The sequence below is a fragment of the Streptomyces sp. NPDC102283 genome, assembly GCF_044766265.1.
Classification (GTDB): Bacteria; Actinomycetota; Actinomycetes; order Streptomycetales; family Streptomycetaceae; genus Streptomyces.
On record NZ_JBIWLQ010000018.1, the window covers coordinates 123,094 to 150,042 of the forward strand.

Annotated in this window: 19 protein-coding genes; 4 read left to right on the top strand and 15 right to left on the bottom strand. The window is 71.9% G+C overall.

Features of this window, described 5'->3' with window-relative positions:
* Positions 1-1,035 precede the first annotated feature (1,035 nt).
* The 8 genes from ACIRJT_RS30000 to ACIRJT_RS30035 are packed head-to-tail and all read right to left on the bottom strand — an operon-like array spanning position 1,036 to position 14,680.
* Positions 1,036-5,160, bottom strand: coding sequence for a hypothetical protein (locus ACIRJT_RS30000; protein ID WP_403915159.1), 4,125 nt, complete (start codon positions 5,158-5,160; stop codon positions 1,036-1,038).
* Positions 5,157-6,881 (bottom strand): TIR domain-containing protein, encoded by a 1,725-nt coding sequence (locus ACIRJT_RS30005; protein ID WP_403915162.1) that lies wholly within the window; start codon positions 6,879-6,881, stop codon positions 5,157-5,159. The genes ACIRJT_RS30000 and ACIRJT_RS30005 overlap by 4 nt, the downstream gene beginning before the upstream one ends.
* Complete coding sequence (locus ACIRJT_RS30010) at positions 6,878-8,782, bottom strand: hypothetical protein (protein WP_403915164.1); 1,905 nt, start codon at positions 8,780-8,782, stop codon at positions 6,878-6,880. Before ACIRJT_RS30010 ends, ACIRJT_RS30005 begins: the two co-directional genes overlap by 4 nt.
* A complete protein-coding gene (locus ACIRJT_RS30015) occupies positions 8,779-9,108 on the bottom strand; it encodes a hypothetical protein (protein WP_403915167.1) in 330 nt (109 codons plus the stop codon). The genes ACIRJT_RS30010 and ACIRJT_RS30015 overlap by 4 nt, the downstream gene beginning before the upstream one ends.
* Positions 9,101-10,651: a hypothetical protein gene (locus ACIRJT_RS30020; protein WP_403915169.1), complete on the bottom strand. Its 1,551-nt coding sequence runs from the start codon at positions 10,649-10,651 to the stop codon at positions 9,101-9,103. The genes ACIRJT_RS30015 and ACIRJT_RS30020 overlap by 8 nt, the downstream gene beginning before the upstream one ends.
* A complete protein-coding gene (locus tag ACIRJT_RS30025) occupies positions 10,648-12,141 on the bottom strand; it encodes a hypothetical protein (RefSeq protein ID WP_403915172.1) in 1,494 nt (497 codons plus the stop codon). Before ACIRJT_RS30025 ends, ACIRJT_RS30020 begins: the two co-directional genes overlap by 4 nt.
* On the bottom strand, positions 12,138-14,210 hold the full coding sequence (locus tag ACIRJT_RS30030; RefSeq protein WP_403915175.1) for an Hsp70 family protein: 2,073 nt from the start codon (positions 14,208-14,210) through the stop codon (positions 12,138-12,140). Before ACIRJT_RS30030 ends, ACIRJT_RS30025 begins: the two co-directional genes overlap by 4 nt.
* A 17-nt stretch (positions 14,211-14,227) precedes the next feature.
* On the bottom strand, positions 14,228-14,680 hold the full coding sequence (locus ACIRJT_RS30035) for a hypothetical protein (protein WP_403915177.1): 453 nt from the start codon (positions 14,678-14,680) through the stop codon (positions 14,228-14,230).
* Between the two features lie 298 nt (positions 14,681-14,978).
* On the opposite strand from ACIRJT_RS30035, the gene ACIRJT_RS30040 reads away from it, so the two are divergent.
* Entirely contained in the window at positions 14,979-15,767 is a 789-nt protein-coding gene (locus ACIRJT_RS30040) for a hypothetical protein (protein ID WP_403915180.1), read from the top strand.
* A 36-nt stretch (positions 15,768-15,803) separates the two neighbouring features.
* Here ACIRJT_RS30040 and ACIRJT_RS30045 read toward each other — a convergent pair whose 3' ends face one another.
* A complete protein-coding gene (locus ACIRJT_RS30045; RefSeq protein WP_403915182.1) occupies positions 15,804-16,454 on the bottom strand; it encodes a response regulator in 651 nt (216 codons plus the stop codon).
* Between the two features lie 181 nt (positions 16,455-16,635).
* Here ACIRJT_RS30045 and ACIRJT_RS30050 point away from each other — a divergent pair, with 181 nt between their 5' ends.
* Complete coding sequence (locus ACIRJT_RS30050; protein ID WP_403915185.1) at positions 16,636-17,715, top strand: hypothetical protein; 1,080 nt, start codon at positions 16,636-16,638, stop codon at positions 17,713-17,715.
* A 36-nt stretch (positions 17,716-17,751) separates the two neighbouring features.
* Here the strand turns inward: ACIRJT_RS30050 and ACIRJT_RS30055 are convergent, their stop codons facing one another.
* On the bottom strand, positions 17,752-18,993 hold the full coding sequence (locus ACIRJT_RS30055) for a sensor histidine kinase (protein WP_403915187.1): 1,242 nt from the start codon (positions 18,991-18,993) through the stop codon (positions 17,752-17,754).
* A 258-nt stretch (positions 18,994-19,251) separates the two neighbouring features.
* On the opposite strand from ACIRJT_RS30055, the gene ACIRJT_RS30060 reads away from it, so the two are divergent.
* Both ACIRJT_RS30060 and ACIRJT_RS30065 read left to right on the top strand, forming a co-directional pair.
* Positions 19,252-20,052, top strand: a complete 801-nt coding sequence (locus ACIRJT_RS30060) for a thioesterase II family protein (RefSeq protein WP_403915189.1) — start codon at positions 19,252-19,254, stop codon at positions 20,050-20,052.
* Between the two features lie 135 nt (positions 20,053-20,187).
* Positions 20,188-22,293: a serine/threonine-protein kinase gene (locus ACIRJT_RS30065; RefSeq protein ID WP_403915192.1), complete on the top strand. Its 2,106-nt coding sequence runs from the start codon at positions 20,188-20,190 to the stop codon at positions 22,291-22,293.
* A 63-nt stretch (positions 22,294-22,356) separates the two neighbouring features.
* On the opposite strand, the gene ACIRJT_RS30070 is transcribed toward ACIRJT_RS30065, so the two are convergent.
* The 5 genes from ACIRJT_RS30070 to ACIRJT_RS30090 all read right to left on the bottom strand — a co-directional run bounded on the left by ACIRJT_RS30070 (position 22,357) and on the right by ACIRJT_RS30090 (position 26,949).
* Positions 22,357-22,761: a GntR family transcriptional regulator gene (locus tag ACIRJT_RS30070; RefSeq protein WP_097866115.1), complete on the bottom strand. Its 405-nt coding sequence runs from the start codon at positions 22,759-22,761 to the stop codon at positions 22,357-22,359.
* Positions 22,762-22,806: 45 nt separating this feature from the next.
* On the bottom strand, positions 22,807-23,781 hold the full coding sequence (locus ACIRJT_RS30075) for an ABC transporter permease (protein ID WP_403915194.1): 975 nt from the start codon (positions 23,779-23,781) through the stop codon (positions 22,807-22,809).
* Positions 23,778-24,722, bottom strand: a complete 945-nt coding sequence (locus tag ACIRJT_RS30080; protein ID WP_403915197.1) for an ABC transporter ATP-binding protein — start codon at positions 24,720-24,722, stop codon at positions 23,778-23,780. Before ACIRJT_RS30080 ends, ACIRJT_RS30075 begins: the two co-directional genes overlap by 4 nt.
* A gap of 128 nt (positions 24,723-24,850) precedes the next feature.
* On the bottom strand, positions 24,851-25,495 hold the full coding sequence (locus ACIRJT_RS30085) for a LuxR C-terminal-related transcriptional regulator (protein ID WP_403915200.1): 645 nt from the start codon (positions 25,493-25,495) through the stop codon (positions 24,851-24,853).
* Positions 25,495-26,949, bottom strand: a complete 1,455-nt coding sequence (locus ACIRJT_RS30090; RefSeq protein ID WP_403915203.1) for a sensor histidine kinase — start codon at positions 26,947-26,949, stop codon at positions 25,495-25,497. The genes ACIRJT_RS30085 and ACIRJT_RS30090 overlap by 1 nt, the downstream gene beginning before the upstream one ends.

Below are 26,949 nucleotides of genomic sequence, written 5' to 3' on the forward strand. Positions count from 1 at the left end.
TTGTGCCGTGCTGGCCCGCCTGCCCGTTTCCGGCAGTGTTCACACCTTTAGGCCCGCCCCGGAGCACCAGGTCGGCGCTGCGTACCGTAAGACTTCAATGGCACCGTCCATAGAAAATCTGTTGCAGTGGAAGTAGACATGCGGGTGCCGCTGAGGCTGGTGTTCTGTCCGTAGCCAAGAGGTCGAGCAGGACCGGCAGGCATGAACTGCCGTGAGGCACTGACGCAGTTGCAGGACGGTGCGGCGGTGGAGTTGCGAAGCCAGGATTGTTGAAGGACGGCGACGGGACTGGCCCCGGACCGCGTGGCCCGCAGTGGATCAGGGGCCACCGCAGGCAGTACCGCAGTCCGCAGTACCAGTGGTTCCTCGGTAAATGGCGTCAGGCTGCGGCGCGCGTACCGGGAAGTTCGGTAGTGGGGTTCTAAGCCGGAGCAGATGCAGGATGGGCGACGGGGCCGGCTGCCGGAGTGACGCTGTGAGAGGTCACCAGCGGTTCGCGGTATCAGCAGTACGCCTTTCCGGCGCGGTATCAGGGCCGGTGGGTGGTGTAGCAGTGCAGTCGGGCCCCGGCGCCCTTGGCGCCGGGGCCCGACGGCGTTTCGCGGAGTGGGCACTGTGGCGGTGCCGGGCGGCCGCGCGTTACAGGAAAGTGACAGTCGCCCTCGTGCCCCGCCCAACGTGCCCGGTCCTCGTGGAGAGCCACGCGGCCTGACAGGGATGTGCGGTCGCGCGGCCCCGCCGGTGGACGGGCGGTGGACGGACGCCTTTGGATGGTGCAGCGCGGAGTGGCAGAGGCCAAGCTGCTGCACATGCTCTGACCAGGAAGAACGTCCTGGGCCAGCACAACGAGGTACCACCCGGCATGAGCGCTCGCGGTCTCGTCATGCGTAGGTCTCGGGTTCGAATCCCGAAGGCGGCTCAGTCGAACCCCAGGTCACTCAGCTCGTGACCTGGGGTTTTCTGTTGCTCGGGGCGTGGCGGGTCACACGGCCGGTGTGCTCGTGGCCGGTGTTCCGTGCGGATCGGCGTGGGCGGTCATGCTTCCTCCGGGCGTACCGCTCGGAGGATCTGCTGGATCTGCTCGCGCCGCTCTCCGTCGGCCAGGAGTGTGGACTCCAGGAGTTCGGTCGCACGCTCCGCGCACTTCGTGCGCACCGCTTGGAGTTCATCGCTCAGAATCCTGCGCGACGTGCCCGTGGTGGACCGAATCCGCGTGCGGACCGCAAGCGCCTCCTGGTAGAGCGCGACGACCAGTTGCTCGTTCGCCCCCGCGTTCTCGGGGTCCTGCTCACACAGATTCCGTAGGTCCTTGGAGAGCGCACGCGCTGTGGCGACGGGGTCCAGGTCGCTCCGGTCCGTGGCCAGGGCCGCGTTCACGACCAGCACTCGGCGGTTCCTGACCGTGGCGTCGTCCGTCCACCGTGCGAGGTCCTCGGCGACGGTAGACGCGGTGGGCACGTCCTTCGCCGAGTTGATCCAGTCGTTGTACGCCTCGGCGAGCAGAACGCGCAGCCGCTCGTCGTCGGGGTGATCGTCGAGGAGTTCACGCACCAGGTCCACGGCCTCGGCGAACCTTCCAGCGCTGATGTCGAGACGGGCGGACGCGATGGCGACCTGTCGTCGTCCCAGCTCGCCGAAGGCTTCGCGCCTGGCCCTGGACAAGACCGCGCGGGCCTCGTCGAACCGGCCGAGGGCAGTGAGCAGTGCCGCCAGGTTGCGGGCGGGGCCGGTGGCCCCGGGGAGCCGGTCCCGCCAGCGTTCCAGAGCGGCCGCGGCGGCCGTGAGGATCTTGCGTTGCTCCTCGCCGGCGGGGCGACCGGTCTCTCGCAGCTGCTTCAGGAGGTCGAACGCCGATTCCGCGGACGGGGAGTAGACCTGGTACGGGTCGTCGAGGAGGCCGGCGTACACCTCGGGGACGGCGTCGCCATTGCGCCCCCAGGAGAGTGCCATACGCCGGAACCGGTCGGAGAAGTGCCGTGTGGCGGGGCCGGACGCCGCCTCCTGGGCCGCCCCGTAGATCCGTTTCACGGCGACCTCGCAGGCCAGCTGGCCGAGTTGGTTGTACTGCTCGATGACCTCGGTGGCGTCACCCCGGGCGCCCAGCTGCTGGGCACCGCGCAGCAGACCCTCGTCCGCCGGGTCCAGGGGCAGCGAGTCGATGCGGCTCAGATTCGCGATCACGTCGCCCGAGTGCTCGGTCAGCGGCCATGCGGAGTCCTGGCTCTGCACGGCCTTGCCGAGCTTCACCTTCCACAGGAGTCGACCGCGCGCCCATTCCTGGTGGGCTGTCTCCTCCGCCTCGCTGCCCGCCCTCCGGGTGCGCCCCCGTGTCCGGGAGGCATCTCTGTGGGCCGCGTCGATCATCTCGTCGCACAGTTTTCGGAAAGCGGCCCGGACCTTGGGCGGGAGCAATCCCACGGCCCCTTCGACGGCAGCCTTGCGACGGTCCCGGGCGGCGGCCAGTTCGGTGTCCTTGACGGAGCGGCCAACGCCGAGGACGAGGGTCGAACTGCGATGGGACAGGGCGTGGTTCAGCTCCTCCAGTCGCAAATGCGCGACGGCGGTCGTGATCTTGCCCGCGCCTGCCAGCAGCCGCACCACCTGCCCCTGGTTCTCGTCCGTTTCCTGGTCGGCTGTGAGGGGCGGGCAGAGTGGGGCCGTACCGAACGACGCGGCCAGCACCCGGTGCAGGGCCGCGCGTTCGGCGGCGCCGCTGCGGATGTCCCCGTCGACCACCGCCCTGAGGTAGTGCGCTTCGAGATCGAGGCTCCACGCCTGAGCGGCCGGACCGAGGTCGCCCGCGACGGTGTGCGCCACCGCGAGGTTCCGCAGTACGGCCGGGTGCAGGGGATCGTCGGTGAGCATGGTGCTCCAGCGCCGCCGCGCCGCCGCCGACCGTCCGAGCCGCTGATCGGCCTCCGCCTGATGCCCACCGAGGTAGGTGCGCAGGAGGACGACCGCCTCCCGGTGTCTCAGCGCGGCCGGATAGGCGTCCAGTGTCTGCCAGGCCTCGGCGAAGTTGGTGTGGAGGGCCTGTTCGGCGACGGCGAGGGCGTGCTGGACCCGCTCGCGCGGACCTGCCTGCTCGGGAGGCGGCGGGGGAGACGGGCGCAGGGCGACGGTGTCGGCTGCCACGGGGGCGGCGGGGTTCGGGTCCAGGGCGGCGAGGCGCTCCGCGAGCGCCAGGGCGGTCGGCGAGGGGGCGGGTGCGGTGGCCGGGAAGACCGCCTGCTGTGTCGCCAGCCTTTTGCCGACCCTCTTGGCGAGGATGCCGCGTACCTTGCCCGGGCCTTCCTGCAGGCTCGACTCGCACTCCTCCAGCCGCCGCTGGAACTCCGCGAAGGGCAGCACGAGACCGGAGGCCGACGCCTCGGGTGCCTTGAGCTGTTGCAGGGCTTGAAGCCGGATCGTTCGTACGGCTTCCAGGCGTTCCACCAGGTCGGCAAGGACCTGCTGGTCGCCCAGGGCGCGGGCGTAGTCCGGCTCTTGGTCCACGGTGGCCTTCACCAGGGCCTTGGCCTGGCCGAGGGCGTCGTCCGTGACGGCGGTCAGCCGGGCGGCAGCCTCCTCGAGTAGGGCCAGCTCGTCGTCGGGAGAGGAGAAGCCGCCGGGAGAGGAGGAGCCGCCGGGAGAGGAGAAGCCGCCGGGCGGCCCCTCCAGCGTGGCCAGGCGGTCCACCAGAGCGTTCGCCCGGTCGCTCGGCGCGGGTGCGGCGGTGCCGAAGCTCGCCTTGTTGGCCGCCAGTTGTCTGTTCACTCGTCTGTTCAGGACGGCCCGCAGGCTGCCCAGGGGCTCCTGGAGGGAGGACTGGCATTCCCCGACCCGCCGCTGGAACTCCTCGAAGGCCATCACCAGTCCCGAGGGCTCCGCCGCCTGGAACCGCTGAAGCTCCTCCAACCGGGCCTGCCGTACCGCCTCCAGGCGCTTCACCAGGTCCGTCAGTACGTCCCGGTCGCCGGCGACCAGGGCGTATCCGGCATGGTCCGTCACCGTGGCCCCGGCGAGGGCCTTGATGTGCGCGTGCACGTCCCTGGTGAGGAGGGCCAGATCCGCGGCGGCCTTCTCGAACGCCGCAAGGCGGTCGTCGGGATCCCTTGCGTCCGGCCCCGTCGTATCGGCTTGCCGCGGTACGTCCGCCATGGGCCCGGCGGAGGTGAGGGCGAGCTGCTCGGCCACCAGCCGCAGCGCCTTCTCGTGCCGCGTGTGATCGCCCTCGGTGAACTCCCGCGCCGCCGCGTGGGCACCCAGGTCCGGAAACCGGAGCGGGCGCCGGAACAGCCTTCGGCGGTGGATCAGCGCGATGAGCACGTCGGGCAGGGAACGTTCGGCGAGGCAGGCGGCGAGCCGGTCCGGGAGTTCGGCGAGGTCCGTCTCGAAGAGGTCGCACACCAGGTACAGCATGCGTGCCGCCGGGCCATCGTCCGGTGGCAGCAGCTTCGCCAGGCGGCGCACGGTCGCGGTCGGGTAGCCGTACACCATCCACTGCACGGCGAGAACGGTGAAGGAGGCCGTCCCGCCCCGGCGTCGGCGGGCCCGTTCGGCGATGCCCTCCAGTTCGGCGGCGAGTACGTCCCGGGTCTGGGCGGTGGTGTTGCCGCGGAGCCGGACGTCGGCCGTCATGTCGTGGATGCCGGACCAGCGGCATTCGCCGGGACGGAGCAGCGGGAGCGCGGGCGGCGGCGTGGCTTCTGTGTTCTCCTCCGAGCCCTCCGGCGCGAAGTCGTGGCGTCCCTCGCGGATCTTGGCCGCGATCGTCTCCGCGCGTGCGCGATGGCCGTCGTCGACGCCCTTGCGCTGATCGTCCAGTCCTCGGTATGCGAGGCTCAGATGGGCCCAGATTCGGTGGTTGGCGGGAGAGAGGTCGGCTGCCGCCGTGAACCAGCGTACGGCTGCGTCCGGTTGACCGTGACGCAGGTAGAGCAGACCGACGTGGTAGGGGTGTTTGGGATTCGTGCCGTCCGCCCGGTGGGCGCGGGTCAGCATCCGCAGCGCGGTCCCCGGGTCGGTGGCGGGATGCACGCCGATCCGAAAGCTGGCCTCGACGGCCGCTTCCCACTGGCCGTGGGTGAGCGACCGGCCCTGTTCGAGGTCCGACCACAGCCCGTCGGCCATCCGCCGCAGTACGTCGGGCCGGTTCTCCAGCGCCCCACGGGCTGTCATGACGATTCCTCCAGGTCCTCGGGCACGAGGATCAGCAGGCGCTCCCCGTCCGACACCGCCGCCCGCCGGCCGTCCGGGGAGAGGGCCATCGGATGGCTGGAGACGTAGGTGGTGCGTCCGTCGCGCACCAAGGCGTGTGAGCCGTCGGGAGCTTTCAGGACCAGCAGCCGTCCGTCGTCGCCGGATCCCGTGGGTCGGGCTCCCGCCGCCGTGCGGAATCCGAAGCGCACCGCCAACTCCGCGTCGAAGCACATGCCTTGTCCCGCGCCGTCCACGATCGCCGTCAACTCACCACCCGCCAGTGTGCCGGTGATCGCCGTCACCGGCTGCGTGACCTGGAGCAGCCGACCTGTCGTCAGGTCGAGCCGGTGCACCCGCTGTTCGCCGACCGCGATGACGAAGTCACGTACGCGGGTGAGGGCGAGAAGGACCGGCTCCAGCCGGTGCTCGGCGCCCGCCCCGTCGTCCGTGCGGTGGGTGAGCCGCCCGTCGAGGCCGCCGATCAGCAGCCCCGGGCCGCTCGTCGCCAACACCTGCACTCCCGCCGGGTGTTCCAGTACCGGCTCCGGGGTCCTGGCGTCGAGTGACAGCGACCACACCGACCCGCTCCACATGCCGACGTACAGCACGTCCCCGGCGAAGGCCAGAGCCCCCGGCACGTTGAACCGCCCGCCGCGCGGCTCGGGCAGGTCCACGACCCGGGTCCGTCCGTCCGGAGCCGCCAGCACCACCCGCCCCGACCAGTCGGCGACGGCCAGGCAGCGCTCCCCGCGCTCCCACAGTCGGGGCCGCGCTCTGAGCTCCGCCGTACCGCCCACTTCGTACTCCGCCGTATGGAAGGTCAGGGTCCGCCCGTCGCGTACGGCCAGTGCCCGGCCGTCGGGGAAGAAGACCGGGTGACCGCGAGCGCTGAGTACGGGGTGGTCGGGCTTGTCCCAGGAGGGCGGTTCCTCGGGTTCCCGTACCTCGAAGGGCGGGGTCGTCGCCGGTTCGCAGCCGGGGGCGGTCGCGACGAGACGTACCTCGGTGGCGGACGTACGGAACGCGAGGTCGCCGAAGACCGCCGTGCTCCCGGTGACCGACGCGGACAGGGTGCCGGTCAGTTCGGCGGTGGGCGGTTCCGCGGTCAGGGCGACCGTTGCCCCGGCCGGCCACGGGGCGCCGTCCGGTGCCGTGCCCGTCACCTTCAACCGGGGCAGCGTGTGACCGGCGATCGCCCCGGTCGGCGGTGTGTCGAAGCGGAGGGCGGCGCGGGTCTCGGCCGGGCGCAGCCCCACGGCCCTGCACACCTCGTCGATCCAGCGCGGCCGCGCCGCGGAGATCCAGTTGATCCGGTGCACGATGTAGGGCACCTTCTCGATCGCCCCCGGATCGATGAGCAGGGGGATGAGCCGGCCGCCCTCCGGCGGGTTCAGCTTGTGAGCCTCGTGCAGCTCCCACTGGCAGACGTCCTTCTCGAAGTACGTCGGCGAGTAGAGCGCCACGACATGGCGGCTTCGGGGGAGCGCCTCCTCCAGGAAGCCCTGCCAGTTCACGCCCAGCGGGGTGCCGTCCGTCCGGGACACGTCGAGGTAGATCCTCGGCGTCGCGCCGTCGGCCGTCACGCAGCCGCTCAGCGCGTCGTGCAGGTCCTTGGCCTGGATGTAGTCCTCGCGGGCATAGCTGATGAACACGTCCCAGTGTTCGGGCCCGGGCACTGTCCCCGTGGTGTCCGCCGTCATCCCAGCACCTTCGAGATCGCGCCGATCAGCTGGTCGAGCAGCTTCAGGTGCTCGGGGTCCAGGGTGGGCCCGTGGTCGCGGCGCAGTTTCCGGGCCTCACCGAGGATGCCGACCAGCTCGGTGCGCATGGTGTACGGATCCGGGGGCGGCGGCGGGAGGAGGCCCGCGGACCTTGACGACAGGGGGGCGGGTGGCGGTTTGACCAGGTCGTTGAACCGTTGGACGACGTCCGACACCCGCAGCCCCGCCCTCACGCGGTCCAGCTCCGCGCGGCGCGCGGTCACGAGCTTCGCCAACTCCTCGAACGGATCGCGCCCGGTGCTTTCCCCGGCCCTCCGGCGCTCGTCCTCGATCACCGCGGCCAGGTCTTTCAGGGAACGGGCCAGCCGGTCCGCCGCCGCCGTGCCGGCGATCCCGCCCGCGACCGGGGCCATGACGGCGTCGTACCGGTCGTAGAGGGTGCCGACGGTCATGGCGTCCGCGACGTCCACGAGCCGTTGGGCGATCGCCTCCTCCAGTTCCCGGACGACCTGCCTGCCCTGCCCGGTCCGGGCTGCCGCCCGCACGGCGGGAAGCCCGCGTCGCAGGGTCGTCAGCCGGGTGTGCAAGGTGGCCAGCCGATCGGCGGACACTCCGCCGGCCGCGGACTTCATGGCGGCGACGAACTCGGCGACAGCCGGGTTGATGACCGCCGCCTCCTGCCAGCCCCTGATGGCCTCCAGCAGTTCACCGGCCTGGGTGAGGGTGGCGTCCCGCCCGGCGATCTCGGCGCAGGCCGCTGCCCGCTCCGGGTCACGGCCCAGTCGCAGGAGGCAGGCTGCGTAGAGGAAGTTGAGCCAGGGGAAGCCGGGGACCAGGGGCAGCACCCGGGCCAGCACCTGCTCCGCCGCTTCGGTGAGACCGGACTGCATCAGCGTCGCGGCTGTCTGCCCGTCCGCCTCGGCGATCAGGGAGTAGACGGCGTCGGCGCGGTCGGGGGGCAGGCCAGGCGTCGGCAGCGCGGCACGGTTCGGGCCGGTGACGCACAGGGCGAGATAGGCGTCGAGGTCGTCGACGACGGAGTTGCGGCGTCGGTCGGGGTCCATGCGGGACAGCTCGGCACGTGCCAGACGCGGGTCGCCCGCCTTGAAAGCCTTGACGGCCGGCGCGACGGCCGGGCGCAGCAGCGACAGGAGCAGCTTGCGTACCAGCGCCTCGACCTGCTCCTTGTCGACGTCCGCCTCCTCCGCGCCCCGGGTCGCGGTGTCCAGGGCCTGTTCCAGCGCGCCGCCCTTGGCCTGGCCGAGGGCGACGAGATACGACAGGGAGCCGTCTTCCGGCGCCAGTTCGAGGTACGCCTCGGCACGTTCGAGCGCGCCCCGGGGATCGGAGCGGGCCGTCCGGGCGTATGCGCTGATCTCGACCGGGGTGAGACGACCGCGCAGTTCGCGGCGGAGTGCGCGGACCTGCCCGCGGAGGCCGTCCGCCATCGGTTCGTCGCGCAGCGGACGCAGCATCCGCAGCGCCGCGACCTGGTCCTGCCCGTCAAGGCGGTACATGCAGAACGCGCGCAGGTAGCGGGCTTCCTGGTGCTCCGGCCTCGTGCGCAGGTACTCGGTCAGGAGCTCCAGGGCGATGTCGTAGGTGCCGTCGTGGGCGTTGGCCCGTGCGTCCTCCAGAAGATCCTCGCCGTCATCGGCGAGAACCAGCGACATTTCCATGAGAGGAGCGGGCGGTAGCTCCAGCGGGCGGCTCGTGACGGGCTGGGAGTCCGGCCTGCGGGCGATCTCGTCCAACCGCTGGTCGTGTTCGGCGAGGTCCGCCTGGCGGCTGATCGCCGAGAACGTGAAGGACGGAGCCCCCAGCGGCTGTACGGGGTTGATCTCCCGGAAGGAGTGACGGTCGTCCGTGGCACCGGTCATGCGTACTCCCCTCCGATATCCAGCGAGTCCCCGGGCTCCGGCACCTCGCCGGGATCGGGCACCGTGCCGAGCGCGTGTTCGGCCAGCTTCCGGCAGAGCAGGTACTCGGACTCCTGGTTCACCTTCACCAGGAGCATCAGCACCCGGGCCGGCCCGGCCTGTTCGAAGAGCTGTTCCTCGTCCGGCGCCGGCCGGTGCTCCACCGGCGGCAGCCGGTCGAGCAGCACGGCACGCTCGACCGTACGGCCACGCCCGAGCACAAGTCCGGCCAGGAGACCGGTGGTCGGCGCGGCGGCCTGCCCTCCACGCTTGATTCGCCTAGCCACGATCCTGGTCATCGGTCTCCTCGGGCAGCAGGATCTCTCCGGTGCTGATGATGAGCTTGCGCTCCGCTTCGTGCAGGACCCCGGCGCCGTCCGCGTACACCTGGGAGGCGGACCTGAGCTTCTCCAGCAGCTCGCCCACAGCGACCTTGGCCGGGTGGTCCTCGGGCAGGTCCCGGAGCTTCGGGTACGTGATCAGTTCGACACGGCGGCGCAGTGAGTCGTTGCGGCGCTGGATGTCCTCCAGCGGGGCCCGTTGCCGGGGCATGGCTTCCGTGTCGAGGTCGGTGGGCTTGCCGTACGGCGCGAGCCTCTCCTTCATGCGCCGGTGCTGGGCCCGGTCCTCGGGGGACCGGTCGGGATCGTCGAGGAACTCGCTCACGAGGGTGAGGTAGCGGGAGATGGCGTTCCCCTCACCGCCGAGCTCACGCTCGCGTTCCATCAGATCCAGCACCTCGGGAAGCGTGATGCCTCTGGCGAGTCTCCTTCCCTCGTCCAGGACGGCGAGAGCGTCCTCGCGCTCGGGTTGGCTCAGGGCGAAGTAGTAGCGCACCAGGCCCTCGACCAGGGCGGCGTCGCCGAGCTCGGGATCCGCCTCGCGCACCGCGTTGGCCCGCCGCTCCAGTTCCAGGAAGTCGGACGGCCAGGGCGCCCCGGACAGGGCGGGCCTGCCCAGCCACTCCCGTACCAGCGCGATCAGGCTCAGCGTCTCGATGCCGGTGCGCAGGAGTCCCGTCGTGGGGTCGTCGGCCGGGCGCTGCGCCACCTCTCCGGCCAGCTGGGCCAGCCGTTCGCCCAGCGCCCGCGGGTGACCGTCCGCCCAGTCGCAGGCGAGGATCCCCAACTCCGCTTCTGTCGTCGGCAGTCCCCGCTCCGCGGCGCGTCGGCTCGCACCGGTGAACGCGTCGCGGGCCTCGTCGGGCTGCCCGTCGAAGAGCGACTGGACGCCCTTGGCGAGTTGGAGGTCGTTCACCTCGGGCGGGATCCGGTCGGTGAGTTCGCCGAGCTCGCGGACGCGGTCGAAGTGGTGCAGTGCCCCGTCGGTCTCCCGACGCTGCCAGTGCCCGACGGCCAGCTGGAGGTGGGAGAGGGCGGCGATGCGGCGGCCTACCGGGCGGGTCTCCAGAAGCACGGAGTGCTCCGCGTACAGATCGGCCACGCGGTCGTGGTTCTCCATCTTCGCCTGTACCCACAGTTCCAGGTAGGCGGTGTCCGTGGTGCGGCCCGCCGCGGCGATCAGTTCGTCGAGGACGGTCGCCGCGGCGCCGTACCGCGCCCGTTCGTACCGTCCCAGCATCGCCCGCACGTAGGCCTGCGCGAAGCGGATCCGGTCGAGCGCCTGTCCCCGGGGCCCCGAGTTGAGGGCATGCCCGAGCAGCTCGTCGGCCCGCTCCAGCTCGTCGCGGTCGTCGCTGTCGAGCAGCACCAGTGACTGCTCGTACGGCAGTCGCCAGCGGCTCGGCAGGACAACGAGGAAGTACGCGGCTCCGGCCAGGACGGACAGGAGCAGGAGTGGCAGGACGACCGCCAGCAGAATCGTGATCACGCCCCGGGCTCCCCGCCGCGCTTGCTGTGCAGAGCCCTCACGAGCTCCGCGTACCGCAGACCGTTTTCATGGATGTGCCGCTGTGTCATGTGGTTGTTCTCCCTGGCCCGTCGGAACCCGGCCCGGATCTCTTCCAGGACCTGTTCGGCCGCGTCGCACCGGCCGAGGAGCAGGAAGGTCTCGGCGTAGTCGAGCATGAGGTCGAAACGCCACCACATCAGCGTGGCCCCGTCGTGCAGCCACTGGTGCACGAACCCGTTGGCCTCGACCAGCTCGCCATGGCCGATGAGACAGACGGCCATCCCGTGGGCGTGTTCCCGACGCCGATCGGGCGGTAGCCGGTCGAACGCCTCGCGGGCCGTCGTCAGCAGCCGGTGAGCGAAGGCGCCGTTCGTGGTCCCGGCGAGCCGGCCGTGCACGATCTCCCACAGCCCGCCGATGATCGACATTTGGGCCGCGTACGCCTCGGCGCGCGCCGGGTCCGTCCGTACCGCGCGCTCCAGCAGTGACAGCGCCTCCAGCGGGTCCCAAAGGTCCTGGTGGGCGATCTCCGCGGCGAGGATCAGCAGGGGGTATCCGGGATGGTCGACCAGTGCGGCGTGGGCGAGTCCGGCGGCCTTGCGCGGTTGCCCCGCGGCACGGAGGGAACGTACGGTCGCCACCGGGTCCATCGCGCGGCACGCCTCGTCGAGGGCGTCCGCCAGGCGTACCGGATCCGTGTCTCCGGACCCTGTGGTCAGGGCGCGGAGTTGTTCCCGCACCGCTCGGACCGACTCCACCCGGCGCATCCAGGGCGGCAGCAGGCTGTCGTGCGGCCGTGGGGCGAACACAGCGGCGCAGGCCGCCCGTTGAAGGAGCCGTTCTCCGTCGGCATCCCGCGACGGCTCGAAGCAGCGCAGCGCCGACACGCCGAGGGCGTGCAGCCCCGGGTCCCGGTCGCCGGTCGGGAGCCCGCGCGCCGCCTCCGGAGAGAGATGGGCCAGCCGCTCCGGCTCCGCGAAGACCTGCCCGAGGGAAGGTGCTCCCCAGGCGGGCAGGGGCAGCAGCAGGGGGCCGTGTCGGCTCAGTACGATGTCGGCCGGCAGGGCCACCAGTTCGGGGCCGATCGCCGCCCGCCAGGCCGGGAGCGCGCGCAGCGCCTCGGCCAAGGACGCGATCCGGGCGGCCGTGTCGCGCCGGGCGAGGGCGTCGGCGAGCCCGCGGGGCTCGTCGGTCTGATAGCTGACGACCTGGAACCAACGCCCGGCGAGCTGCCGTTGATCGCCCTGCTCGTCGGGCACCACCGGGACCATCCCGGGGCGGCGTGGCCGGGTCTGCCAGGCCAGCAGCTCGGCCCGCTGGTTTCCGTCGACCTCCTCGACCGGGATCAGCCGGTACCAGCGGCGGCGGTGCGGCGCGCGGTAGAGCGTGCCCCACCAGCCGACGCCGACGTACTCGGCGTCGAGCTCGTCGGCGACGGCCGCCTCCGGCGCGTCCAGGGGCGTGGTCACATCTCGTCCTCGAGCGTGTCGGCGAGATCGTCCAGGGTGTCCTCGTCGGCACCGGCGCGCACGGCGTTCCAGAATCCGTCCAGGGCCGCGGTGAGCGCGGGGGCCGCGTGACCGTCCCGGCTCGCGCGGAGGGCCTTCTTGACCAAGCGGCGATACTCGGCCGGTACAGCGGCCGGATCGATGCCGGTGGCGGGCGCCTCCACGGCGGGTGCGGACGGCTGAGGGGGCAGGAGGGCGGGGCCCGTGGCGGTGGCGGCCCCCGGTACGGCGGTGGCGACGGGGCCGGGCACGCTCGGGGGTGCCGGTACGGCGGTGGTGACGGGGCCGGGCACGCTCGGGGGCACCGGGCCGGGCACGCTCGGGGGGACCGGACCGGGCACCGGACCGGGGGCCGCGGGCGGCTGTGATCGGTCGCTCGGAGCGGACCTGCCGGGCGTCCCGACCGTCGCGAACAACGCCTCCAGCGCCGCCCGCTTCTCCGCCAGCTCGTCGAGCTTGCCGATGGTGGTGCTCTGGTCGAAGGTCGCCTGGTACTCCCGCCCCGTGTTGGTGTGGGTCACCTGCACCGCGAGCAGCCCGTTCATGTCGAGCCCGAATTCGACCTCGAACTCGTGGTAACCCCCGGGGCGGGGCTCGATGTCGTCGAGGTGGATCGTGCCGATCAGGGTGTTGTCGTAGATGAACCTGCCCTCGCCCTGATAGATCGCCGCCTCGATGCGGGGCGCCTGGTCCGGGTTGTAGTACTTCCGCGTCCGGCGGGCCGGGATCTTGGTGCCACGCTCGATCAGCACGCTGAACTCGCCGTCCTTCACACCGACGCCCATGCTGTGCTCGGCGATCAACGTGACGGCGTAGTCCTGGTCGTCCGCGGACCGCTCGGCGGTCGGCCGTGTCGCGAGGTCGAAGGCGGGCGAGGCCTCGAACCGGTTGGCCACGATCGCCGCGCCCCGCGCGACCAGCGTGTCGGGGTTGGCATCGCCGCGCACGAACCCCTCGTCCTGGTCGAAGTGGTTCAGAAGCATCCGCTTGACCTGGGGCACGCGCGTAGAGCCGCCGACGAGCAGAACGGCGTTGACGTGCGCGGGCTGTACGCCCTTGCGCTTCTGCGCGTCGTCCAGCGCCCTGTCGACCTGCTTCAGCGACCGGTCCAGAAGAGGCTGGATCAGCGTCTCGAAGGTGTCCCGGCCCAGCTCCAGCGGGGCCGCCCCGCCGCCGAGGTCAACGGTCGTCGCGGCGCGCAGGGACAGCTCGCGTTTCGCTGTCTCCGCCGCTGCCTTGATCCGCAGCGGCTCGATGTTCGCCGGCAGGGTGTCGCCGAGCTCCTGCTTGATCCACTCCGCGACGGCGTCGTCGAAGTCGCCGCCGCCGAGCCGCTGGTCGCCGGCGGTCGCGATGACCTCGATCTCGTCCTCCCGGGTCTCGATGATCGACACGTCGAAGGTGCCGCCGCCCAGGTCGAAGACCAGGTACACCTGCCGCTCGGTCTCGGCCCGGTCGACGCCGTAGGCGATGGCGGCGGCAGTGGGCTCGGGGATGAGCTGGCGGGGATAGAGCCCTGCCAGCAGTGCGGCCTCCTCGGTGGCCTTCTTCTGCCGCTCCGTGAAGTAGGCGGGTACGGTGACCACCGCGTCGTGGATCTCCCCGCCAAGTGCTCGCTCGGCGATCCGCTTCATCTTCATCAGCACCAGAGCGCTGACCTCCTGGGGGAGCAGCCACTCGCTGCCGAGCCTGGCCCGCACCGGGTCGTTCAGCTGGTAGACGCCCTGGGCGCCGAAATGGCGGAGCCGTTCCGGCTCCTTGAACTCCGCCCCCATCTCGCGCTTGATCTCCACCAGCGTGCCCTCGGCACCGGGCCCCTCGCTGATGGAGTCCTTGGCGTCGTGCCCGACGACGAGGACGCCGGTGACCGGGTCGAGCCGTACGACCGAGGGCGTGGCGACGGCGGCGGACCCCTCACGTTCGGGGTCGGTGAGGATCTTGGGGGTGAGGTCGTCGGGGTGGTAGGCGGCGACGGCCGAGTAGGTGGTGCCGAGGTCGATGCCGACGACCCGGTGCAACGCGTCTTCCATGGGGAGACCTTCGGTGTTCAGTCGTCGGCGAAGCCGTCGAGCAGATGGGTACGGGTGAAGTCGCCGGTGAAATCCGTACGGGTGGTGTCCGTGGGGTGGTGGACGTCCGCACCGGCTGCGGAGAGGAACGCCTCGGTCTCCCTGCGCAGCACGGTCAGGCCTGCGGCCTTGGCGTCCGCGTCGAGGATCGGCTCCCAGGTCGGCGCCAGGCGCAGCAGGGGAAGCGGTGGTTGGCGGGCGTCGTGTGCGGCGCGGGACCCGGTGCTCTCGAGATTGGCGGCGTGGCCGGCGGCGATCTCCTCGTCACTCGCCCCGCGCGCTCTGAGCCGGGCGTCGTGACGGTTGGAGGCCGCGCGGATCTCGTCGGCCGTGGCTTCGGGCGACACGCCGAGACGCACGTACTCGGTTGCTCTGGGCACGACCATGGGCAGCGAGAACAGCGCCCCGCCGGTCTCATCGGCACCGGGCATCCCAACATCCCCCGTTCGCACACGCTGCGCGCCGAGGGGCGAGGCTGGGACAGCTCGCGTCCGACGCGGCCTTCTTGACGTCGTACGACCACACATGGTCGTGAAGGTGCGTCGAGTCTAGAGGTGTCGGACGGTAACGTGCAGTGCGGACACGGCAGTTGCGGCCGCCGGGATGGACATGGCCGAAATTGATCCCGTGCGGCGTCCCGTGCGGCGTCCACAGGGCCGAGGCAGAGGCCCATGCGCTCCGACGCACAACGTCGCCTCCGCCTGCGGGACAGCCCTTAGCCTGCGCTCCATGCTTACCGAAGAGCGCTTCGCCGATGTCTGCACAGAGACGGCATGGCATGCAAAGAAGTTCCTGGACCTCATCTCCATCCACTCCGAGCAAGAGGTGCGGGGGCGCCGGCCACGGGCGACGCTGAACCCTCTCACCGTCCTGATGGCGGCGGCTGCCTGGGAGCGATTCCTCAACGACCTGGCCGGTGCGGCGTTCTATCCGGATGAGACGTGGGGTGAGCGAGGAGCGAGCGGGCTCGGGCGTTTCCAGATCCCGAAGATCAAGAGGCCGGACGGGAAGGGCTGGCTCTCACTCCCCTGGGAGCCGGAACACCTGTCCCCGTACCTCCGCCGACGAGGAGTGCTCGATCGCGACCTTGCGGCGGAGTGGGCCGCTTGGTTGTCCTTCACCTGGGTGGGAGCGACGCCCAAGGGCTGGGTATTCGCTGAATACGCCCAGAGCGCGGAGACCTTTCGCGACGTCCTCAAGGAGGTGCAGAAGGTACGGAACGGGGTCGCTCATCTCGCGTTCCCGCAGGACCTGGCCGCGGCTCGGGAATCGAGCTACTCGTGGTCGAACAACGCGAAAACGATCACGGTCCAAAGTGGCCATGCGCGCGGCCTGGCCGCCGCCGTACTGCAGTTGATCGATGCGAGCATCGTGACGGTCGCGCGCAGTCACCACTGGCCCTCCGAAAAGCACAGGCTGCCGGCGGCCTGGTTCCGCGCCGAGGTGCCGGACAGCGACTCCCGTTACGCGGGTGCGAGGTTCTGGGGCGGGCGGAGGCTGCATCGGTTGGATTCCTGACCACGGGACGCACGGCACGGGTCGTCCCCGCCGAGGTCACCCCTCCAGGCCGTTGCCCCAGATCCAGGCGGCGATGCCGACCCGATTGCGGACGCTCAGCTTGCGCTGGATGTTGGCGACATGTGTCTTGGCCGTGCCGGCCGAGATGAACAGCTCGGCCCCGATCTCCGCGTTGGTCATCCCCTTGGCGACCAGGCGGCCGATCTCCGTTTCCCTGCTCGTCAGCGCGTCCATCGGTTGCGCGGGCCTGGGCCGGCCGGCGTTCCGGTGGTGCTGCAGCAGGCTGATCGTGAGGGAGGGGCTGATCAGCGTGTCACCCGCCATCGCGGCGCGCACCGCCTCCACCAGCAGCGTCGGGCCCGAGCGCTTCAGCAGGAAGCCGCAGGCGCCGTTGCGTAGCGCGATGTGGGCGTATTCGTCGAGTCCGAAGGTCGTCACGACCACCACGCGCATCGGCTGCTCGACGTCGGGTCCGGCGAGCCGCCGGGTGACCTCCAGGCCGTCCAGGCGCGGCATGCGGATGTCGGCGAGCACGACGTCCGGTTCCAGCTGCGCGGCGAGTTCGACGGCTTCCAGACCGTCGCGGGCCTCGCCGATCACCTCCATGTCGGGTTGGGAATCCAGGATGAGGCGGAATCCGACGCGTACGGATTCCTGGTCGTCGGCGAGGAGGATACGAACTGTCACGGACCGTACGGTAGTTCGCTTTCGATCCGTTGAGCCACCGGAGCCGTGTGCGCGTCCTTCCTGCCTACTGCGGCCGTGAATCGGCCGGTTGCGGCCGCTCGGCACATCTGCCGTTCGGGAGATGTGCCGAACGGCCCCGCCAGGAAGGCTGGTCGGCGAGACGATCCAAGGAGGAAGCATCATGGTCCAGGTGATCGAGCACACGCCATCGCGGACAGCGGGCGGTGCCGAGGGTGTCCCAGGCCCGGTGAGCAAGCGGTTCGACAGGGCGGCCCTGATCGGCTACGTGGCTTTTCTCGCACTCCTCCTGTACGGGCTCGTCCACACCTACTGGGCCCTCGGCGGGGACGGCTTCCCGTTCGGCGCCGACGACGCCAATCCGGAGTACTCGGCCTTCGAGCACGTCGGCCGCGACCGGCTGGCACCGTGGATCGCGGGCGGGTTCCTGGGCAGCGCGGCGGTCGCTCTCCTCCTCGCCCTGCCGGGCCGCCGGCGGATACCCGCCCGGGTGCTGGTGGGCGCCTCCGTCTTCTCGGCGGCCGCGGTGTTCAGCACGCTTGCCGACTTCCGCATCCTCGGCAATCTCGCCTATGTCTTCATGCTGAAGTTCAGCGCGATCAACTGGACCGTGATCAACCAGCTGTTCGCGGTGGTCCCGATGGGCCTCATGCTCGCTTCGGCGATCATCTACCAGCGTCGCACCTCCGGCGCGTGCACCGGCTGCGGGCGTACCGACTCGGGCGCCGGATGGACCTCGCCGGAGGCCGCGGCCCGCTGGGGCAAGCGGGCCGCCTGGACGGCGGTCGTCGTCCCTCTGCTGTACGCCAGCACTCGGTGGGCGTGGGCCCTGGGCATTCCGCTCGGCATCTCCGAGGAGCTGTGGGAGGAGGGCAAGGAGGACAACCTCTGGATCGCCGGCGCCGCGCTCGCCACCATGGGAGCGCTCGGCTCGCTGCTCACCCTGGGCCTGGTGCAGCGCTGGGGCGAGGTCTTCCCCCGGTGGATGGTGGGCCTCAGGGGCCGACGCGTGCCGTTGAGCCTGGCCGTCGTTCCGGCCACGCTGGTCTCCGTCATGGTGACGATCGCCGGGGTCATGTACATCCGGCTGCACTTGCAGGGGGCCTTCGACAACCAGAGGGACGACTGGGGGGCCACGGTTCCGGAGATGATCTGGCCGGTGTGGGGCATCGCTCTGGCGGCGGCCACGCTCGCCTACTACTTCCGGCGGCGCGGGGCGTGCAAGCGCTGCACCCGCGGCTGATCCGGGCGGGTGCGGACCGGCGCGGCGGCGGAAGCCTCAGCCCAGTGGCAGGACCGCGGTGACCCGCCAGCCGTGTTCCCCGTGAGCGCCGAACTCCAGGGTCCCCCCGAGCGCCCGGGCGCGTTCGGCGAGACCCTCCAGGCCGCTGGTCCCGTGCCGCCCCCGGTCGCCCAGGTGCCCGCCGCCCGTCTCGCCGGCGGCGGGGGAGCCGTTGGCCACGGACACGGTGAGCACCGGCTCCGGGCGTTCGGGGGCGGGCGTCACGGACACGGTCACCCACGGCGCGCTGTCGGCGTGCCGCCGTACGTTGGTCAACGCCTCCACCACCACGCGGTGGGCCGTGCTCGCCACGTCGCGGGGGACTCGGCCGAACTGCTCGGGCAACCCGCCCATTTCCAGGCGGACCTCGGTCCGGCCGGCCGCACGGAAGCGGTCCACGACGTCCACGATGTCCTCCAGGCCGTAGACCACCGGCTGTGGTGCGCCGGACGGGCCCGGGGCGGCGGGGGGCGTACCGTCGGAGGACCTGAGCATGTGGACCGTACGGTCCAGGGAGCCGAGAGCCTGGAGGCCGGAAGCCTCGATCTGCTGGAGAAGCGGCATGATCTTCTCCGGCCGGTCCGCACCGATCACCTGGGCCGCCTGTGCCAGCACGACGATGCCCGAGACGTCGTGCGCCACGAAGTCATGCAGATCGCCCGCCAGTTGGAGGCGCTGGCTGAGACGGGCCTCGTGCACCGCCCGGATCCTTCGGGTCTCCAGGGTGCGCAGACCGCCGCCCGCGGCGGCCGCGGCGATGGCGCCGAGCGCGAAGAACGAGCTCTGCGCGGCGGCTTCCAGTGCGGTCGGGGGAAGGTGGAGCCGCAGGAGCGCCGTCGATGCCAGGACACCGAGCACGGTGCAGAGCGCGAAGGCCTGCCGGGTCCCGGCGTACCGGGCGACCAGAAAGACGAGCAGCAGAAGCCCCGTGATCTCCACGAGGGTGGCCGCGCCGGTCGCCGCCTCCGGGGCCGGAGGGGCCCCGAACAGGGTGCCGAGGGCGGAGCTCACGGCCACCACGGCCGCGGCCGCCGGGACCAGCCGGTCCCTGCCGTGCAGCGAGGCCACGGCGAGGGCGCCCAGCACCGCGACCATCATGGGCAGGGCCGCGCGCCAACCGGCAGACGGACCCGCCAGCAGACCGGCCGGCACCACGAACGACGCCAGGACGGCGCAGACCGGGCCGACGGCGCGCTCCCGGAGGCGGGCCGGGGAGCGCTTTCCCGTCTTCGTCCCCATTCCTCGGATTCTACGTACCGGTCGGGTTCTCCCTCCTTCTGCCGGCCCGGTGATCTCGGGCCGGTGATCTCGGAAGCCCGAACTGCCCGTCCACGAAGCGATATTCTTCGACGCGACACCCCTCTACCGGCGGTGGCCATGCTGCGGACAGGTGAATCTTCACCCAACTCCCGTTCACACCTGTCCTCTTCCCCCCGCAGCCCGGCCTCCCGTCCACCGACTCCCCATCGCCCAGCGCCTCACAGCAAGGATGACCGGATGAACGTCGGCACGCACCGCACCGCACCGCCAGTGAACGTCGTCGCGGACGGATGGCTGCGTCGCTACCCCGCGACGACAGACGTCCGCCGCAGGCTGCTGGTCCTGCCGCACGCGGGCGGCTCGGCCGGGTTCTTCCACTCCTGGGGCACCGCGTTCGGCAGCGATACGGAACTCCTGGTCGCGAGCTACCCCGGACGCCACGACCGCATGGGCGAGCCGTGCGTCACGTCGATGGACGAGCTGGCCGACCGGGTGACCGAGGCGGTCCTCCCCTTCCACGACGTACCGCTGTCGCTCTTCGGCCACAGCATGGGAGCCTCGCTCGCCCACGAGGTGGCGCTGCGCCTGCGGCACCGGCACGGTAGGAGCCCTGCGGCGCTGCACGTGTCGAGCCGCATGCCGCCGCACCGTCTGACCCCACGGGACCTGCACGAACAGGGCGACGAGGCGTTGATCGACGAGGTGCGCCGGCTCGGCGGCACCGACGAGTCGGTCCTCGGCGACCCGGACCTCCGGGAGATCATCCTGCCCGCCATCCGCGCCGACTTCACGATCGTCGGGACCTATGGGCCGCGCCCGGCCGATCCGGTCGGCTGCCCCGTGTACGCGTACATCGGGGACGAGGACCCGAGCACCTCGGTGGAGGACATGTCGGCGTGGTCCGACGTCGCCGCCGACGGTTTCCGGCTGGACGTCCTGCCCGGAGGTCACTTCTACCTGGTCGAGCAGCGCGAGCCGCTGCTCCGGTCCGTCCTCGCCCGCCTGCACTCCGCCGACGACGGCCCCCGTTCTTCCTGACCGCGCCTCCCGTGCCTCCGGCCGGGATCCGCATGCGGCGCCGGTGCCCGGGGCTCCTATCCTTGGCGGGCGCGCACGGCCCCGGCCGGGCGCGAACGACCGCAGGGGACAAGGCCATCGGGGGATCGGGTCAGCATGGGCGAGGGCACGGGCAAGGGCAGCGGGCGGTACACGGCGATGGAGGGCATACGTCCGCTCGCGGCCGGTGATCCGGCCCGGATCGGGCCGTATCCCCTGCTCGGGCGGCTCGGTGCGGGCGGGATGGGCCGGGTGTATCTGGCCCGCTCGGCGGGCGGGCGCACCGTGGCCGTGAAGGTGGTCCACGAGGAGCACATCGCGAACGGGGAGTTCCGGGCCCGTTTCCGCCGCGAGATCGAGGCGGCCCGCCGGGTCGGCGGGCGCTACACCGCGCCCGTGCTCGACGCCGACGCGGACGCCGATGCGCCGTGGGTGGCCACCGGCTATGTGCCCGGCCCCTCGCTCGAACAGGCCGTCCGGGAACACGGCCCGCTGCCCGCCGAGTCGGCGCACGCCCTGGCCGAAGGGCTGTTGCGGGCACTGCGCGGCATCCATGCCGCCGGGATCGTCCACCGGGACCTGAAGCCGTCCAATGTCCTGCTCACCGTCGACGGCCCCCGCGTCATCGACTTCGGCATCGCCCGCGCGCTCCAGGTCTCCGTGGAGTCCCTGCTGACCAGTACCGGCATGGTCATCGGTTCGCCCGGCTTCATGGCGCCCGAGCAGATCCTCGGCGAGGAGACCGGGCCAGGGGCGGACGTCTTCTCCCTCGGCTGTGTGCTGATGTACGCGGCCACCGGACGCCTGCCGTTCGGGGCCGGTGCGAGCAACCAGCACGCGGTGATGTTCCGGATCGTCCAGTCCCCGCCGGACCTCGCCGCGGTGACGGACACCCCTTTGCGCGAGCTGATCGAACGATGCCTGACCAAGAGCGCCGCCGAACGCCCGCGTGTGGACGAGCTGTTGGAGGGGCTTGTGCCCTCGTCGTCCTCGGACGCCCTGCACGGCGCATGGCTGCCGCCGGTTCTGCTGGCCCGGCTGGCGCAGCAGTCGGCGCTGCTGCTCGACGCGGAGGTGCCGGAGGGTGCGGGCGTGCCGGGGGCCGAGGGCGTACGGGAGGTCGAGGGCGTACGGGGGGTCGAGGGTGCGGATGCGCCGGGGGCCGAGGGTGTGGAGGTGCCGGAGGGCGGGGCCGTGTCGAAGGGTGCGGATGTACCGGTCGGTGTAGAGCTTTCAGCCGCTTCCGCTTCCGCTTCCGCTCTCGGTCCCGCTTCCGCGCCCGTTCCCTCTCCCACTCCCCGGGACCTCGGCACGGTCGATCTGCGGCCGGCGCCCGCGTCGGCGAAGGGCGACGAGCCGGGACCTTCGGTCGACCCGGCGCCCGTTCTCCCGCCCGCGTCGGCCGGAGACCGGCCCCGGCAGCGCAGTCGTCGTACCTGGATCGTCGCCGCCGTCGTCGTCGCCGTGCTGGCCGCCGGCGGCACGACGGCCTATCTCAACCGCGACAGCGGCGGCGCCCTCGACGCCCGGGGCGGAGGGGCCGCCGCGCCGCCCGTCGCCAGTGACGCCCCCTCCGGCCCCGCGGCCTCGCCCTCGGGGAAGGACGACGACGCGGACGCCAAGGACGGCGACAAGGACGGCGACAAGGAGAAGACCGAGGACAAGGGGAAGGGCCGGAGCGGCGACGGCGGTGAAGCCGAGGGCGGGCAGGGCGCCGGAAGCGGTGACGGCTCCGCCTCCGGAGGGGGTTCGGCCGGGGGTGAGGAGGCGGCGGCCTCCGGTGGGGGCGATGCGCGGGGCGGGGCCGGATCGGCGGGGTCGGGCGGCTCCGGTGGCGCCGCGAAGCCGCCCGCCCCGGACCCGGATCCCGCCGCCCCGGACGGCCGGGTGCCGCAGCACTTCGTCGGGACCTGGTCCATCGCGTCCCAGTACAACGCCCTGCGACCCCACACCGTGGTCGTCCGGCGGGTGTCGCCGGGGCAGAGCGCGGTCACCCTCGTCGCCGACGTACAGGGCTCCGGGCACTGCGAGTACACCGCGAAGCTGACGTCCGTGGCGGACGGCGGACAGCGGATCGGCGTCGGCACCGCCGTGGTGGACCAGGCCCGTTCCACCGGGATGTGCCGTGACACCGACCCGTCGTTCTTCGCCGTCGCCGGGTCCGGCATCCAGCACGACGTCGGCCCCGCCCACGGCAGTGGCTACCGCTACAACCGCGCCTGACCGGCGCCGGTCGGTCCGGGCGATCGGGCCAGGTCGGTCGTCCGGGCAGGTCGGGCCGGTCGGTCAGTCCGGTGCCTCGCCCGGGTACGCGCTCTCGAACGCCGCGTGGAACAGGGCCGTGACGTCCTGCCCGGTGAGGCCCTCGGCGCGGGCCCGGTCCAGCCAGTCGGCGAGCGCGGAGCGCAGTGGTGAGCCGGGGCCGGACTGCGGCTGGGCGAGGGAGCGGGTGATGAACGTGCCCGCTCCCTGGCGCACTTCGGCGAGGCCCATGCGTTCCAGTTCGCGGTAGGCCTTCAGGGTCGTGTTCGGGTTGACCTTGGTGGTCGCGGCGACCTGGGCGGCGGTGGGCAGCCGGTCACCCTCCTCCAGCGCGCCCATGCGCAGCGCCTGCTCGACCTGCCGGACGATCTGGAGATAGGTCGCCACTCCACTGCGCCGGTCGATGCGGAACACGACCACGGTCTTCACCTTCCGCTCGACTGCGACATTTTACGTAGGAGGAGAGGGCGCTGTTCACAGCGGTCGGCGGGTGACCCGCCACAGGGTGAACGCCGTGAGCAGGGCTGTTCCGGCGAGCAGGATGCCCGCCGCGGTCCACTGCATCGACGCCATCTGGCTGTAGTCGAGGTATTCGATCACGTCGTTGACGATGCCGTGCTCCTCGATGCACGCGTTCTGCGCCTTCTCGGTCGCCTCGGCGCAGGTGCCCCAGCCGTACAGGGTCCCGTCGGCGCTGCCGACCCAGCGGTCCACCTCGTACGCCTCGGCGTAGCGGGCCGGGAGTTCGGTGTCCATCGGGTAGGTGAAGATGTGCGTGTCGCCGAGGCGTACGCGGATCTCGTCCCAGACGAACATGGTGGTGATCGCCGTGAAGAGGAACGTGACCACCATGGCCGGCAGAACCCGGCGGATCAGGGTGCCGATGGTGATGCCCGCGGCGGTGAGGAAGAGGAGGAACGCGGGCAGGACGGGGCCGGTGTTGTCGAAGATGGCGCCGTCGATCCAGTCGTTGAGGAAGACCGAGCGGTACGGCTTCCACCACCAGGTGAACAGGACCGAGAGCACCACGCCGGAGACCAGCGCGAGGGTGTAGGCCAGGCCCAGCTTGGCGATCAGCCACTGGCGGCGGGTCGCCGACTGGGTGGTGACGAGCTGCGCGGTGCCGTTCTCCTGGTCGCCCGCGATCAGCGGGGCGCCGATGAAGACGGCGAGGATCAGGGGGAGGCCGCCGAGGATGGAACTGACGTACTCGTAAACCCGGTTGTTCTCCATCGGCTGACCGGCGTCCTTCTCCGGCCACCCCTTCGCGTCGAGCAGCTGGAGCAGCTCGTTGCGCCCGTACGCGATCAGGAGCGCGGCCACCAGCGTGAGACCGAGGACGCAGACCAGCGCGACCCGGTGCTGGCGTACGACGAGCCACGGCATCCCGCGCAGCAGGCGGCGTCCGGAGTCGGTTGCGGCGGGCTTCTCGGTGAGGGTGGTGCTCATGCGGCCTTGTTCCCTTCGGCCTCGACGCGGGCGCCCTGGGTGTAGAGCGAGGGCGCGTCCGGGGAGCGGAGATGGGCGAGGAGGACTTCCTCCAGGGAGGGTTCGGCGCTCTCCCAGTCGGCCGGGAGCGGAGCCTTCGGCCGGATCATCGCCTGGAACTGCCGCCCCTGGAGGCGGGTCTCGACGACGGTGTGGTCGGCCAGCTCGGGCGGCAGCGAGCCGTCCCGGGCCACTCCGGTGACCAGTGCGTGGGCCGGGACCAGCGCGTCGGCGTCACCGGCCATCCGGATCCGGCCCTCGGAGACGACCAGCAGGTAGTCGCACATGTCCTCCAGCTCGGTCAGCATGTGCGAGGACATCACCACCGTCGTGCCGCGCTCGACGGCCTCCGCCATCAGCAGGGTGCTCATCTCGTCGCGGGCCAACGGGTCGAGGTCCGACATCGGCTCGTCCAGGAGCAGCAGGTCCGGCCGCTTGCCGAAGGCGAGCGCGAAGGCCACGCGGGTGCGCTGACCGCCGGAGAGCGTGCCGACCCTCGCGTGCAGCGGGACGTTGCCCGAGCGGACGATGCGCGTCGCCGCCGCCGCGTCCCAGCCGGGGTTCAGCTCGGCGCCCATGCGCAGGGTGTCGGCCACGGTGAACCGCTTGAACAGCGGCTTCTCCTGGCCGAGGAACGCGAAGGTGGGCATCACGGCGGGGTCGTCGACCGGTACGCCGAAGATCCGCAGTTCGCCGGTGGTCGGCTGCACCTGCCGGGTCGCCAGTCCGAGCAGGGTGCTCTTGCCCGCCCCGTTCGGACCGACCAGACCGCAGATGCGGCCGGCCGGGATCCGGAAGGAGCAGTCGCGCAGCGCCCAGCCGCGCCGGTAGCGCTTGCCCAGGCCGCGGGCTTCCAGCGCCCAGCTGCCGGGCGTCGCGTTCGGAGTGCCCGTGTCCGCCACGCGCCTCACCTCAATTCCATTAGTCAATTAATGGAATCATGGAGTCGCGAGGGAATGACTGTCAAGCCGGGGAGGCCACCGGGAGAGGAGGGAGGAGGGATGAGGGAGACGGGCGAGGGGCGGTGGGATCAGCCGCGCAGGAACGCCAGGACCGCGAGCACCCGGCGGTTGGTGGCGTCCGAGACGTCGAGGTCGAGCTTGGCGAGGATCGACCCGAAGTGCTTGCTGACCGTGCCCTCGCCGACGTGCAGGGCCTCGGCGACCGACGCGTTGGACCGGCCCTCCGCCATCAGCGCGAGCACCTCCAGCTCCCGGGCGGTGAGCCGGGCGAGCGGGTCGCGGCGACGCCGGATCAGCTGCCGTACGACCTCGGGGTCCACCACCGTGGCGCCCTCGGCCACCCGGCGCAGCGCGTCGGCGAACTCCTCGACGTGGCCGATGCGCTCCTTGAGCAGGTAGCCCACTCCCGTACCGTCCGAGGCGTCCAGCAGGTCCTCGGCGTAGGCGCGCTGGACGTACTGGCTGAGCACCAGCACCGGTAGCCCCGGCAGCTTCCCGCGCAGCGCGACCGCGGCCCGCAGGCCCTCGTCCGAGAAGCCGGGCGGCATCCGGACGTCGGTCACCACGATGTCCGGGCGGTGCTCCAGGGCGGCGGCCGTCAGCTCGTCGGCGGAGCCCACCGCGGCGAGGACCCGGTGCCCGAAGCGTTCCAGCAGGCCGACCAGGCCCTCGCGCAGGAGCACGCTGTCCTCGGCCAGTACGACGCGCAGCATCAGGTCCTCGAATCCGCGGGCGGGCAGGGAACCTCCAGCCGGAACACCGTCGGCCCCCCGGGCGGACTGGACATTAGCAGGGTCCCGCCCAGCACCGAGAGGCGATCGGCGACGCCCTGGAGGCCCGTCCCGCCCCCGCCCCTGCCTCCGCTCTCGCGTCGGCCGCCCCCGCGTCGGCCGCCCCCGCGTCGGCCGCCCTCGCCGTCCGCGGGGCTGCCCAGCCGTGCGCCCCCGTGTCCGTCGTCCTCGACCTCCACGGTCAGCCACCTCCTCGCGGTCGCGCCGGTCACCGTCACGCGGCCCGCCCCGCTGTGCTTCGCCACGTTCGCCAGCGCTTCGCTGACCGCGAAGTAGACGGCGGTCTCGACGGCTTCGGGCAGCCGGCCCGGTACGGCGAACCGCACCTCGACCGGGATCGGCGAGCGGTCCGCCAGGTCCTCGACGGCGGCCTCCAGGCCCCGGTCGGTGAGGATGTGGGGATGGATCCCGTGGATCAGCTCGCGGATCTCCACCAGGGCGACCGACGCCTCCTCGTGCGCCCGGTCCAACAGCCCGCCCAGCGGCTCGGCGGGTCGCTCCATGCGGGCCAGGCCCAGCGTCATGGAGAGGGCCACGAGCCGCTGCTGCGCCCCGTCGTGCAGATCGCGCTCGATACGGCGGCGTTCCGCCTCGAACGCGTCCACCAGCCGCGTCCGCGACCGGTCCAGCTCCGCGATCCGGGAGTCGAGCGCGGAGTCCGGCGGGGAGAGCAGCGCCCGGGTCAGTACGGCCCGGCCCCGGGCCACCACCCCCAGCGGCCAGGCCAGCAACGGCAGCAGCAGCACCCCTGCCACCAGCACCGCCATCGCCTCCGGCCAGGAGTCGGCGAGCCAGAGCTTCAGGACGCGCGCCTCCCCGTCCCCGCCCGCCGCCATCATCACCGGGGTCCCGATCAGCCCGCCGCACACCAGCAGTACGCTGCCGACGGCCAGCGCCTCCAGCGGCCACAGGACGAACGCGAAGAGCAGCGCGTACGTCAACTCCCGCCAGGTGCAACGCTCCTGGAGCCTGGTCCGCAGCCAGGACGCCAGGCCCGGCTCGGGTGGTTCGCGGTGCGGATCGAGGAGAGGGGCCGGGTCGATCAGCCGGAGCCTGCGCCGTTCCAGCGCGGCCAGCGGAATCCCGGCGAGTACGAGCGTCAGCAGCAGCGGCACCCCGATGACGAGGACGGTCAGCGCGCTGCCCACGACCGCCAGCAGGAGCAGCGCCACCAGCGTCGCCACGCCGAGGGGCACGCTGGTCAGGAGATAGAGCGCGGCACGCCACGGCCGGCCGCCGAGGAGTCCGCGGGACAGCGCCCGGGGGAGGTCCCGCGGGGCAGCTCGGACGGCGGCCCGGGGGCGGGCCGGCCGGGGCTCCGGGAGTGCGGCCGGTCGGGGCTCCGAGGGCGCGGGCGGTGGGCTGGGGGAGAGCAT